This is a genomic window from Deinococcus ficus (assembly GCF_003444775.1).
Lineage (GTDB): Bacteria > Deinococcota > Deinococci > Deinococcales > Deinococcaceae > Deinococcus > Deinococcus ficus.
This window is the reverse complement of record NZ_CP021082.1, coordinates 102,766-114,647: the sequence shown is the minus strand read 5'-3', so window position 1 is coordinate 114,647 and position 11,882 is coordinate 102,766. Positions and strand designations below refer to the sequence as shown.

Below are 11,882 nucleotides of genomic sequence, written 5' to 3'. Positions count from 1 at the left end.
GGTCACCGGGCGCGCGGATCAGGGGGCCGACCGGGAGTGAAGCACACCGTTCAAGAGCGGGCCAGGACCGGCTCGGCCGGTTGCCCGGTGTCCTGCCCATGTCCCTCTGGCCCTGCCGTGAAGCTGTGGGGCGGGTGGTCCCCCACCCGGCGGTCCATCAGGTTGAAGGTGCCGCGTGTGAAGTGCGTGACCGCGCCGCCCCACTGCCGGGTCAGGCCGCGGGGCCGGTCCGGCGTGCTGATGTTCAGGCTGCGCCGCAGCAACTCCAGGCCAGCCTGGTCGAGCAGGTGGATGGGATCACTGCTCGCACGCAGGCCCCCGATCACGTCCAGCAGCCCGAGCAGGGCGCCGCGCTCATGGTCGTTCAGCAGGCTCTGCTCACGCCGCGCGATCATCACGTCCGGGTCCGGCTGGTACCAGGTGTGCTGGTACCAGCGTGACAGGGCCGTGTGCAGCGCGTTGCGGGTGCTGGGTCCGGCCGCGTCGCCCAGCCGGACCCGGCGCGTTTCCTCATCCCAGAGGGGCGCCACGTCCGGCCCGGTGCGCATGGCGTCCACCAGGCCGATGCTCTGCGCCAGTGGCGCCCCGCACGCCAGCAGGAACCCGTCGTCCCCGAACCCGTCGCGCAGCGCCTGCAGCCCCATCCGGTAGGCCTCGGCCCGGCTGACGGCCGGGTCGTGCCGCCGACCTGGGTGGGCGGCGGCATACAGGAAATCCACCTTCAGGTAGTCGTAGCCCCACTCGCGGCAGGTGGCCGCGAGGGTGCGCAGCCACGCCAGCGCGTCCGGGTGCGTGGTGTCGAGGGCGTGATACGGGCCGCCCCAGTTGTCGCCCAGAAGCATTGGCGTGCCGTCCTCGGCCTGCAGCAGCCACTCGGGATGCTCGGCCCGCAGCCGGGAGCGGGGGCCGACCAGGAAGGGCGCCAGCCACAGGCCCGCGCGGAAGCCCAGGGCCTGCAGGGCGCCGGGCAGGTCACGGGCGTGGCCGCCGAACCCGGCGCTGGGCTCAAACCAGTCGCCCAGGTCGGCCTGAAAGCCGTCGTCCAGCTGAAAGACGTCGAACGGCAGGCCGGCGTCACGCGCCTGGCGGGCGTTGTCCAGCATGTCCGCCATCGTGACGCTCCGGTAGTAGCTGTACCAGGAGCACCACACCCGCAGGGGTGGGGGCGTGCGGGCGGCCATGTTCCGGGCCAGCCGGGCGCTGAGCGCTTCCAGGGTGCCCAGCACGTCCGCGGTGTCTTCTAAGGTCACGGGCGCCGCGGGCCCCTCCAGGGTGCAGGTCAGGGTGACGTGGTTGCCGTCGGCGCGCGCTTCCCAGTGCGCGAAGGTGCGCCGGGCGTTCATCAGGCAGCCCACCCAGCCGCTGCCGTCCTCGCGAATCAGGGCGATCAGGGTGTGGCTGCGCCAGACGCCCGCCTCACCGGTGGGGGCGAAGGCCGGATCCTGACCCTGGTCAAGCATCCATTGGTAGGCGGCGCGGGCCTGAAGATCGGTGAGGGGCCGGAGCTCGGCTTCGCTCCAGGACTGGTAGCCGTTGGTGAGGACCTGCACGGCGCTGGGGTGCACCGGCAGGGTCCAGGTATGGGGAGAGGTCATGGGAAAACTCCGGGGCAGGGAAAGGGGGCGGCAGCGGCAGGGCGCGTCTCTGGGGCTAGTGGCTCAGCGTCAGGGCCGCGGGCGCCTGCGTGAGCTGCAGCTCATCAAGCGCCACCTCGCCTTCGAATTCGATGAGGGTCACGCCGTAGGGCGGCAGCGTGAGTGAAGGTGCGGCCGGGCGGCCGTCCTCGAAGTGCACGCCACCGGCGGGCAGGGTGACCGCCAGGGCCTGCGTGGGATGGGCGTTGAGGAGGTGCAGAACCGAGCGGCCACCCAGCCGGGAGACGGAGAGGCTCACCGTGTCGGGCAGGCGGCAGGTGGGGACGCCCGCGTGGGTCAGCGCCTCCTCGAACACCTGGGCCAGCGCGGCCTGAGGCAGGTCGCCCCCGACGTAGTACGCGCGTCCCGCCCCGTAGCCGTGCCGGGTCACGGCCGGCTGGCCGGCGATGAAGTCCTGCTCGAAGGTCGCGAGCGTCTCGGCGCCTTCCGGGTGAATGACTTCGGCCCAGTGCAGCACGTCGTGGGCTTCGCCCTGGGCGCCGAAGCGCACGCGGTTGTGCTCACCGGGCGGCAGCACCACCCATTCCTCCACCCACAGGCCCAGCACGTCCGTGAGAAGGGCCGGGTAGCCGCCGAGTTGAATGTGCTCGTGCTCGTCCACGATGCCGCTGAAAAAGCCCGTGACGAGCGTTCCCCCGCCGTCCACGAACTGGCGGATGTTCTGGGCGCTGCCCTGGGCCAGCAGGTACTGGTTGGGCATGACCACGAGGTCGTAGCCTTGAAGGTCGCCGTCCGGATGCACGAAATCCACGTTCTGGCCCAGGCTGCGCAGCGCCGCGTACCACTTCTGCACCAGGGGCAGCAGCGGCAACACCGCCGGTTTGCTGTCCACGTTCAGCGCCCACCAGCTGTTCCAGTCGAACATGATCGCGGCGCGCGCCGGCACCTGCGCCCCCGTCAGCCGGGTCAGGGTCCGCAGCTCCTGGCCGAGTGACCGGATCTCCTCCCACACGCGGGAGCGGGCTGGGCCCACGTGCTGCACCATGCCGCTGTGGAATTTTTCCGCGCCGGCCCGGGAGGCCCGCCACTGGAAGAACATCAGCCCGCTCGCCCCGTGGGCCAGCGCCTGGTGGTTGAGCATGCGCATCAGCCCGGGCCGCTTGGGGGCGTTGTAGGGCCGCCAGTTCACGGCGCTGGGCGCCTGCTCCATCAGGATCCAGCGCTGCCCGCCGCGCAGGGAGCGCATCATGTCGTAACTCATGCCCGCTTCCAGGTGCGGGTGGGGGCCCGCCGGGTCCGGGTAGGCGTCCAGGGACACCACGTCCTCCTCCTGCGCCCATTTGAAGTAGTCCAGCCCGGGAATGAAGCCCAGGAAGTTGGTGGTCACGGGAATGTGGGGCGTGACGGCCCGCACCACGCCCGCTTCCATGCGGTAGAGCTCCAGGATGTTGTCGCTGCTGAAGCGCCGCCAGTCGAGCTGCTGCGTGGGATTGGCGAAGGTGGGCGCCCGGCGGGGCGGCTGGATCTCGGCCCAGTCGCCGTACCGCTGGCTCCAGAACGCGGTGCCCCACGCGTCATTCAGGGCGTCGAGCGTGTGGTACTTGCCCTGCAGCCACGCCCGGAACGCCTCGGCGCACAGGGCGCAGAAGCACTGGTCCACGTGGCAGCCGTACTCGTTGTTGATGTGCCAGAGCTTCAGGGCCGGGTGCGGCCCGTACCGCTGCGCGATCTGCTCGACGAGCTGCCGCGCGTGCGCCCGGAACGGCTGGTGGCTCGGGCAGTACAGCTGCCGCGCGCCCACCTCCAGCCGCACGCCGTCGGCTGTGACGGGTCTGGAGTCCGGGTATTTCAGGGACAGCCAGGGTGGCGGGGAGGCGGTGGCGGTGGCGAGGTTGACGTTGATCCCGTGCTCGTGCAGCAGGTCCATCACCTCGTCCAGCCACGTGAAGTCGTATTCGCCCGGACGGGGTTCCAGGTGCGCCCAGGAGAAGATGCCCAGGGACACGAGGTTCACGCCGGCCTCGTTCATGAGCCGGGCGTCGTCACGCCAGGTGTCGCGGGGCCACTGCTCCGGGTTGTAGTCCGCGCCGTAAATGATGCCGCCAAAGGGCTGGATCTCGAACATGGGAAGTCCTTTGCTAAAGAGAACGAAGGTCAGTCCTTGACCGCGCCGCCGGCGATGCCCGCCACGAAGTGGCGCTGCAGGGCCAGGAACAGGGCCAGGAACGGCAGGGTGGCGATGGTCGTGCCGACCATCAGGGCGCCCCACGACACGCGCGTGAGGCCCACCAGGGTGCCCAGGGCGACGGGCATGGTGTAGCTGTCTTTCTGGGTGAGGACGATCAGCGGCCACAGGTAGTCGTTCCAGCTGGCCAGGAACAGCAGGATGGCCAGGGCCGCCAGGGCCGGGCGGACGACCGGCAGGGCCACCTGCCAGAAGGTGCGCCACTCGCTGGCGCCGTCGATGCGCGCGGCGTGCAGCAGGTCGTCCGGCACGGTCTGGAAGGCCTGCCGCATGTAGAAGATGCCGATGGTGTTGGCCAGGGTGGGCAGAATGACCGCCCAGTAGGTGTTGCTCAGGTGCAGGTCGCGGGCCACCAGGATGAACTGCGGAATGATCGTCACGAAACTGGGAATGGTCAGCGTGGCCAGAATCAGGCCGAACAGCACGTTGCGCCCGGCAAAGTTGAATTTCGAGAAGGCGTATCCGGCCATGCTGGTCAGCAGCATGCTCACGGCCGTGTAGACCGAGGCGATCACCACGCTGTTGAGCAGGGTGCGCAGGAAGTTCGTGTCGGCCTGCAACTGCTGGAAGTTCTCGCGGAACGCGCCGCCCGGCGCCAGCGGGGGCGCGGGACTGAAGATCGCCGTTTCCGGGTGGGTGCTGAACACCACCATCAGGTACAGCGGCGCCAGAAACAGCAGGGCGAGCGGAATCAGGGCAGCGTGCAGCAGCACGGAGCTGCCCAGCCGGCGCGACTGCGCGCGGCGGGCCGAGAGGCGGGCCAGTTCCGCGGTGGGCGGCTGGGTCTGAACGGTCATGACTCCCTCCCGAACAGGCGCAGCTGCACCAGGCTCACCACGGCGGCCAGGGCCGCCACGCTGTAGGCGATGGCGCTGGCGTACCCGAAGTTGAAGCTGCGGAAGCCCTGCTGGTACAGGTAGGTGCCCAGCGTCATGGTGGCGTTGCCGGGGCCGCTGTTGGTGATCAGGGCCGGTTCGGTGAACAGCTGCAGCGTGCCGATCACACTCAGGACCAGGCAGAACAGCAGGCTGGGCCGCAGCAGGGGCACGGTAATCTTCCAGAACTGCTGCCAGGGCGTGGCGCCGTCCAGGGAGGCCGCCTCATACAGCTCCTCCCGGATGCCCTGAAGTCCGGCGAGCAGAATGATGGCGTTGTAGCCGGTCCAGCGCCACGTGAGCGCCAGAATCAGGACGGCCATGGCCGGGCCCGGCTGGTTCAGCCAGTCCACGGCCGGCAGGCCCAGCCCGGTCAGGGCGCGGTTCACCATGCCGAAGTCGGTGTTGAACAGCAGGCGGAACACGGCCGAGTACGCCACCGTGCCCACCACCAGCGGCGCGAAGAACGCGAAGCGGAACAGGCCCCGGGCGCGCAGCAGGCGGCTGTTCAGGGCCACGGCCAGGCCGGTGGCCAGCATCAGCATGGACGGCACCTGAATCACCAGGATCAGCAGCGTGTTTTTCAGGGCCGTGCGGAAGAAGTCGTCGCCGACCAGCCGCGTCCAGTTGGCTGTGCTCCACGGGGCGCCCGCGCCCAGCCGGGCGTCTTTGAAGCTCAGCAGGAAGGAACTGATGATCGGCCACGCCCAGAAGGTCAGAAAGATCAGCAGGTACGGCAGGATGAACAGGTAGGGCGCCGCGCTCAGGCGGCGCCGGCGCCGGGGGCGGGGCGGCGCGGAAACAGTGGTCATGAACTCACCTCAGGGACGCGGCCAGCGCGGGGCGGGTCATGGTCACCCGCCCCGCGCATTGACGGCCAGCGGCGCGGCTTACTTGGCGACCGGGAGGCCGGTGGCGGAGCTGATCTTGCGGGCGGCGTCGGTCAGGGCCTCCTGGGCGGTCTTGTACTTGCCCTTGAGGTAGTCGGCCTGCACCACGATCATCACCTGCCGCGCGTCCTGGAAGTACTGGGTGCCGCGCGCCTGGGGCACGTCACCGAGGGTGCCCAGGATGGTCTGCCAGACTTTCTGATTGCCCCAGTACGCCTGCCCCTGCGCGACGTAGGGGTCCTTGGAGGCGGCCAGCAGGCTGGGCACGAGGCCCTGGGACTTGAGCATGGCCACCTGCCCCTGCGTGGTGCCCAGGGCGTGCTGCAAGAAGGCGAAGGCCGCTTCCTTGTTCTTGCTGCTGCTGGGGATGGCCAGCGCGCTGCCCCCCAGGTTGGCGGCGCGCACGCCGCCGGCCTTGCTGGCGGGCATCAGGTACACGCCCCACTTGCCTTTCTGGTCCGGGGCGTTCGTGCGGATGGTGCCTTCGTACCACGCGCCGAACATGGCGCTGGCGGTCTTGCCGGCCTTGATGTTGGTGATCTGACCGCCCCAGTCGCCGACCGCGAGCACGCCCGCGTCATTGAGCTTCTTGATGGTGGTCAGCGCCGTCACGCAGCCGGGGCGCGCGATCGTCACCTGGGAGGCGTCGTTGTCGAAGTAGAAGCAGCCGTTCTGGTTGGCCAGCATGCGGAACCACTCGTCGTCCTGGCCGTTGGCGATGGTGGCCATCTTGACCTTGTTGCCGAACTTGGTGTTCAGTTTGCGGCCGGCCGCGATGAAGTCGTCCCAGGTGCGGATGCTGGCGGGATTGATGCCCGCCTGCTGGTACAGGTCACGCCGGTAGAACATGGCCACGGGGCCGGAATCCCAGGGCATGGCATAGCGTTTGCCGTTGGCGGTCAGTTCGGTCCATTTGAAGGCGGGGAAGGCCTTGGCGAGTTTGTCGGCGCCCAGGGTGTTCAGGTCGGTAAAGCAGTTCGGGAAGCGCGCCCAGAACACCTCGGCCTCGTTGTTCTCGATGCTGTAGATGTCCGGCAGGTCCACGCCACCGGCCGCGCAGCCGGCCAGGCCGCGGTCGTAGACGTTCTGGTTGCCCAGGTCCACCACGTTCACCTTGACGTTGGGGTACTTCTTGTTGAAGTCCGGCACGGTGCTCTGCAGCGCTTTGGCGGCCACGTCCCAGGACCAGATGGTGACGGTGCCGGACAGGCTGCCCTGGGCGTGGGCGGCGGTGGCGAGGGCAAGGGCGGACAGCAGGAACAGTTTCTTCATAGCGTCTCCTGAACAGGGCCTGAACGGCCAACGCAAATGGGCAGTTAAGGGCAGATGGGTGGGGCTCAGGGGTTGAGCAACCGGTTTCTCGAACGGCGGGCTATGACCGGACACTCAGCGTCAGCAACCGGTTTCTCAGGTGTGTGTAGAGGCCTCCAGTGGCCTGTTGCATTCACAGGCGGGGCGGGGGGCACTGCACCAGTCAGGCGTTGCAAGGGCTGGTGCAGTGCCAAAAAGGCCGACGGAAAGCAGGCTTGAACTCGAAGGCCAGGGCTTGCGGGAAACCACGGAAACGGTGCGCGGGCGACCACGCATGAGGTTGTTTGACTGCTGTACCCCCGAAGCATACACTTCGAGCAACCGGTTTCTCAAGGGGGACATCATCCGCAAGAAAGCCCCAACCATCTACGACGTCGCGCACCACGCGCAGGTGTCCGTCTCCACCGTCTCCCGGGTTCTGAACGGCAACAGCACCGTGAACGACGACCTGCGCGCCCGCGTGGAAACCGCCATGCGGGACCTGCGCTTCCGGCCCAACCGCGTGGCCCAGACCCTGTACCACCACCGCTCCAACACCATCGGCTGCATCCTGCCCGACATCGTCAACCCCTTCTTCGCGCAGATCTTCATGCAGCTGGAAGTGGGCGCCTTCGAACGCGGGTACACCATCATCCTCGGCAACACCATCAGCACCCGCTCCCTGGAACGCACGTACCTGCACACCCTGGCCGAGCGGCAGGTGGACGGCCTGCTGTTCCTGGGCGGGATGGCCAACGACCCGGCCCCCCTGGCCGAGGACCTGCACCTGATGCAGGAACTCGCCGACCGGCTGCCCATCGTGGCGGTCAACGGTGACCTGCCTCAGGTCAACATCGTCGCCAGCGTCCGGTCCGACGAAGCGGGCGGCATGCAGGCCCTGATCGACCACCTGCACCAGCAGGGTCACACCGACATCGCCTTCCTGGGCGGGCAGCTCGACGTCACCACCAGCCTCGAGAAACTGGAGGTCTACCGCCAGGCCTGCGCGCCCCCACATCCCGAATGGGAGCAGCTGACCGGCCTGACCCTCGACGCCGGGGCGCAGGCGCTGCAGGGGCTGCTGCAGGCACCGGCGCAGCCCACCGCAGCGGTGTGCATCAACGACCTCGTGGCCGCCGGCGTCCTGACGGCGGCGCGGGAACGGGGGCTGCGCGTCCCGCAGGACCTGTCACTGGTGGGGTTCGACGACATCTTCGTGGCACAGGTGCTGGCCCCGAGGCTGACCACCATCAACCACAACTACGCGGAGGTGGCGCGCCAGGCGCTGGACGCCCTGCTGGCCGGCATCAACGGTCAACCCCCCCAGCGGAACATCACCGTGCCCACACTGCTGATCGAGCGGGAATCCGCCATCCCCCGGCAGCCCAGGCGCCGCCGCAAGGCGGCTCCGGTGAACTGAAGCGCCCGGATCAACGACGCTGACACAGGGCTGGACAAACAATCGCTTGGGGTGAAGGACCCGCAGGCGGATTCGCCTTCATGGAGTCAGCTGAATCGCTCCCGTGGACTCCGGACGGCCTGCGCCCTGCGGGTGACCGGTCGGCGACCTTGTCTTTGAGACGGCCGCTGACCGGTCACGCCATTGTTCTGGAGATGCCTCCGAAACCTGCCGCTGGACTCCAAGGCCATTGGGTGAGGGTCAGTGCAGTGGACAGTTCGGCGGTGACGCAAGGGGCGCAGTGGGCCCTGCCTCAGGACGGGAGCTGGTAGCCGCGTGCCAGGTCCTGGTAACTCTGCGTCTGAAGTTCAGCCCAGGCCGCGTCCCTGCCGAGTTCCTCGGCGAGGATGGCGGCGGCGCGGGGCGCCGTTTCGCTGCTGGCCCGGGCATTGAGGAGGAGGGCACGGGTTCGGCGGGCCAGAAGATCCTCGACCGTTCGGGCGCCTTCGAAGCGGACGCCCCAGCGGAGTTCCGCCTCGGTGTAGGGCAGGTCCGGGTGCAGGGGCGTTCCTGCGCCGGGCAGGCTCTGCACCTGTGCGGCGTCGCTGCCGTACACCCGCCAGTGATCGTCCCGGGGCTCCTCAGACCAGCCGTGCAGGTGCAGGCCGGGGGTGACCGTGAGGCGCTGCGCCAGCCCGGCCAGCGGCTCGGCGCGGTTGATCGTGTCCTCCCCCATCCGGCGGTACGTGGTCCATTTCCCACCCGTGAGGGTGATCAGGCCGCCGTCGGAGATCCGGATGATGTGGTCACGCGAGAGAGATGCCGTCGAGCCGGCGCCGTCCGTCTGCTCGGACTTGACCAGGGGGCGCAGGCCGACGTAGACGCTGCGGACGTCCGATTTGGTCGGCGCGGGACTGAGGTAGCGCCCCGCGGTGCTCAGGATGAAGGCGATCTCCTCCTCCAGTGGCCGGGGTTCGAAGCTCGCCTGCGGCACGGGCGTGTCGGTGGTGCCGATCACCACGCTCCCGTGCCACGGCACCGCGAACAGGACGCGGCCGTCGTCGGTGCGGGGAATCATGATGGCGTTGTCGCCGGGCAGGAAGTGCCGGTCCACCACGACGTGCACGCCCTGGCTGGGGGACAGCATGGGCTCCGCGTCCGGCTTTTCCATGCGCCGAATGTCGTCGACCCACACGCCGGTCGCGTTGACCACGGCGCGGGCGCGGACATCGTGCTCGTGCCCGGTCTCCGCGTCACGGAAGCGGGCGCCGACAACTTTGCCCTCTTCCATGATCAGACCCACCACGGGCGCGTAGTTCAGGGCCACGCCCCCGTGGTCCTCGAAGGTCCTCAGCAGGGTGATGGCCAGGCGAGCGTCGTCGAACTGCCCGTCGAAGTACAGGATGCCGCCCCTGAGCCCGTCCGGTTTCAGGGTGGAGGTCCGGGCGAGTGCCTCGGTCTTGTCCAGGTACTTGCTGCTGCCGAGGTTGAGTTTTCCGGCCAGGAGATCGTAGAGCTTCAGGCCGATGCCGTAGAAGGGTCCGGCCCACCAGTCGTACGCCGGCACCAGGAAGCCCAGGTCGTGCACCAGGTGCGGCGCGTTTTTCCGCAGCAGTCCGCGTTCGCGCAGCGCCTCACGGACCAGCGAGACGTTGCCCTGTGCGAGGTACCGCACGCCGCCGTGCACGAGTTTGGTGCTGCGGCTGCTGGTGCCCTTCGCGTAGTCGTGGCCTTCGAGCAGCAGCGTGCGGTGGCCCCGGGTGGCGGCTTCGACGGCGGTGCCCAGGCCGGACGCGCCGCCTCCGATCACGAGGATGTCCCAGGTCTGGGGTGTGGTGGCGGCGGAAAGGAGAGCGGAACGGGGGTCTTGAGGCATGGCGGCTCCTTTCGGGAGGCAGAGAGGGCGACTTGATTGAACAAACGTTCAATATTCTTGAACATATGTTACACGGTTGTGACTGGCGACGGTGCAGCACCGTCCATCAGGACTGAGGCGCACTGTCCGGCGCGTCCAGTTCCGCCCAGGCGCGGCTGCGTTCTACCGCCTGACGCCAGCGGTCCATGCGGTGCTCCCGTTCCGCGACCGGCATCCGCGGCTCGAACGTGCGGCCCACCTGCCACTGCCGGTTGATCTCCTCGGGTCCCGACCAGTAGCCCACCGCGAGACCGGCCAGGTAGGCCGCGCCCAGCGCCGTCGTCTCCGTCACCTGGGGACGCACCACCGGCACCCCCAGGATGTCGGCCTGGAACTGCATCAGCAGGTCGTTGGTACTGGCCCCCCCATCCACCCGCAGCTCCAGGAGGGGCGTACTGCTGTCCTGATGCATGGCCGTGAGCAGCTCCGCCGACTGATAGGCGATGGATTCCAGCGCCGCACGGACGATGTGGGCACTGGTGGTCCCGCGAGTCAGACCCACCATCGTCCCCCGGGCGTAGCTGTCCCAGTACGGCGCGCCCAGCCCCACGAAGGCCGGGACCAGGAAGACGCCCTCCGACGACTCCACACTGGCCGCCAGAGCCTCCACCTCGCTGCTCGACCGGATGATCTTCAGGCTGTCCCGCAGCCACTGGATCACCGCACCCGCCACGAAGACGCTGCCTTCCAGGGCGTAGGTGCGCGTCCCGTCCAGTTGCCACGCGACGGTCGTGAGCAGCTTGTGCTGGCTGGGCACCGCCTCCTCCGCCGTGTTCAGCAGCATGAAGCACCCGGTGCCGTAGGTGTTCTTCGCCATTCCCCGCTCCAGGCAGCGCTGGCCGAAGGTCGCCGCCTGTTGATCCCCCGCGATCCCCGCCACGGGAATGCGACTTCCGAAGAGACCCTCGGCCGTCTCGCCGTAGACCTCGCTGCTGCTGCGCACCTCCGGCAACATCGACCGGGGCACGTCCAGGAGGCCCAGCAGCTCGTCGTCCCACTGACCGCGGTGAATGTCGTACAGCAGCGTCCGGCTGGCATTCGACGGGTCCGTGATGTGCAGCGCCCCCCCGGTCAGGTTCCACACCAGCCAGCTGTCCACCGTCCCGAAGGCCAGCTCGCCCCGTTCCGCCCGCTCCCGCGCGCCGGGCACGTGATCCAGGATCCAGCGGACCTTGGTGCCGCTGAAGTACGCGTCAAGCAGCAGCCCCGTCTTGCGCTGGAAGGTCGCTTCCAGGCCCTGCGCACGCAGGCTGTCGCACAGCGCGGAGGTCCGCCGGTCCTGCCAGACGATCGCGCGGTGGATGGGCTGGCCATTGGCACGGTCCCAGACCACCACCGTCTCGCGCTGATTGGTCACGCCAATCGCGGCGATGTCACTTGCCCGCAGGCCGGCCCGCACGATCGCTTCCTGCGCGACACCGCTCTGGGTGCTCCAGATTTCCGCCGCGTCGTGCTCCACCCAGCCCGGTTCGGGGAAGTGCTGCTGGAATTCCCGTTGGGCCACCGAGCGGATGTGGCCCTCCCGGTCGAAGACGATCGCGCGGCTGCTGGTCGTGCCCTGATCCAGGGCAAGAATGAATTTGGACATGAGGTCTCCTCGGACGGTCTGAACTCAAGCGGGAGCGGCGCTTCCGCTGTGTGAATGCCGTGCCCCCCAGGCAGGCGGGGCACGG

Annotated in this window: 8 protein-coding genes; 1 reads left to right on the top strand and 7 read right to left on the bottom strand. The window is 68.7% G+C overall.

From position 1 onward, the window contains the following. Positions 1 to 50: 50 nt before the first annotated feature. The 5 genes from DFI_RS14190 to DFI_RS14170 all read right to left on the bottom strand — a co-directional run bounded on the left by DFI_RS14190 (position 51) and on the right by DFI_RS14170 (position 6,877). Positions 51 to 1,595 (bottom strand): glycoside hydrolase family 36 protein, encoded by a 1,545-nt coding sequence (locus DFI_RS14190; protein ID WP_081425914.1) that lies wholly within the window; start codon positions 1,593 to 1,595, stop codon positions 51 to 53. A 55-nt stretch (positions 1,596 to 1,650) separates the two neighbouring features. Next, positions 1,651 to 3,720 carry a beta-galactosidase gene (locus tag DFI_RS14185; RefSeq protein ID WP_043778854.1) on the bottom strand — a complete coding sequence of 690 codons (2,070 nt, stop codon included), beginning with the start codon at positions 3,718 to 3,720 and terminating at the stop codon, positions 1,651 to 1,653. Between the two features lie 29 nt (positions 3,721 to 3,749). Further along, positions 3,750 to 4,637: a carbohydrate ABC transporter permease gene (locus DFI_RS14180; RefSeq protein ID WP_051308034.1), complete on the bottom strand. Its 888-nt coding sequence runs from the start codon at positions 4,635 to 4,637 to the stop codon at positions 3,750 to 3,752. Further along, the gene (locus DFI_RS14175; protein WP_051308032.1) at positions 4,634 to 5,527 is read right to left on the bottom strand and encodes a carbohydrate ABC transporter permease; all 894 of its coding nucleotides are present in this window, start codon (positions 5,525 to 5,527) and stop codon (positions 4,634 to 4,636) included. The genes DFI_RS14180 and DFI_RS14175 overlap by 4 nt, the downstream gene beginning before the upstream one ends. 78 nt (positions 5,528 to 5,605) lie before the next feature. Then, on the bottom strand, positions 5,606 to 6,877 hold the full coding sequence (locus DFI_RS14170; protein ID WP_027463634.1) for an ABC transporter substrate-binding protein: 1,272 nt from the start codon (positions 6,875 to 6,877) through the stop codon (positions 5,606 to 5,608). A gap of 313 nt (positions 6,878 to 7,190) precedes the next feature. Between DFI_RS14170 and DFI_RS14165 the strand changes: the two genes are divergently transcribed. Next, positions 7,191 to 8,315 (top strand): LacI family DNA-binding transcriptional regulator, encoded by a 1,125-nt coding sequence (locus tag DFI_RS14165; protein WP_081425913.1) that lies wholly within the window; start codon positions 7,191 to 7,193, stop codon positions 8,313 to 8,315. A 292-nt stretch (positions 8,316 to 8,607) separates the two neighbouring features. On the opposite strand, the gene DFI_RS14160 is transcribed toward DFI_RS14165, so the two are convergent. Then, positions 8,608 to 10,170 (bottom strand): glycerol-3-phosphate dehydrogenase/oxidase, encoded by a 1,563-nt coding sequence (locus DFI_RS14160; RefSeq protein ID WP_027463633.1) that lies wholly within the window; start codon positions 10,168 to 10,170, stop codon positions 8,608 to 8,610. 106 nt (positions 10,171 to 10,276) lie between these two features. Beyond that, complete coding sequence (gene glpK / locus DFI_RS14155) at positions 10,277 to 11,797, bottom strand: glycerol kinase GlpK (protein WP_027463632.1); 1,521 nt, start codon at positions 11,795 to 11,797, stop codon at positions 10,277 to 10,279. Positions 11,798 to 11,882: the final 85 nt, after the last annotated feature.

Coding starts and splice junctions, on each gene's coding strand:
- DFI_RS14165 (WP_081425913.1), top strand. CDS start 7,191: ATGAGGTTGTTTGACTGCTGTACCCCCGAAGCATACACTTCGAGCAAC.
- DFI_RS14160 (WP_027463633.1), bottom strand. CDS start 10,170: ATGCCTCAAGACCCCCGTTCCGCTCTCCTTTCCGCCGCCACCACACCC.
- DFI_RS14190 (WP_081425914.1), bottom strand. CDS start 1,595: ATGACCTCTCCCCATACCTGGACCCTGCCGGTGCACCCCAGCGCCGTG.
- DFI_RS14175 (WP_051308032.1), bottom strand. CDS start 5,527: ATGACCACTGTTTCCGCGCCGCCCCGCCCCCGGCGCCGGCGCCGCCTG.
- DFI_RS14185 (WP_043778854.1), bottom strand. CDS start 3,720: ATGTTCGAGATCCAGCCCTTTGGCGGCATCATTTACGGCGCGGACTAC.
- DFI_RS14180 (WP_051308034.1), bottom strand. CDS start 4,637: ATGACCGTTCAGACCCAGCCGCCCACCGCGGAACTGGCCCGCCTCTCG.
- glpK (WP_027463632.1), bottom strand. CDS start 11,797: ATGTCCAAATTCATTCTTGCCCTGGATCAGGGCACGACCAGCAGCCGC.
- DFI_RS14170 (WP_027463634.1), bottom strand. CDS start 6,877: ATGAAGAAACTGTTCCTGCTGTCCGCCCTTGCCCTCGCCACCGCCGCC.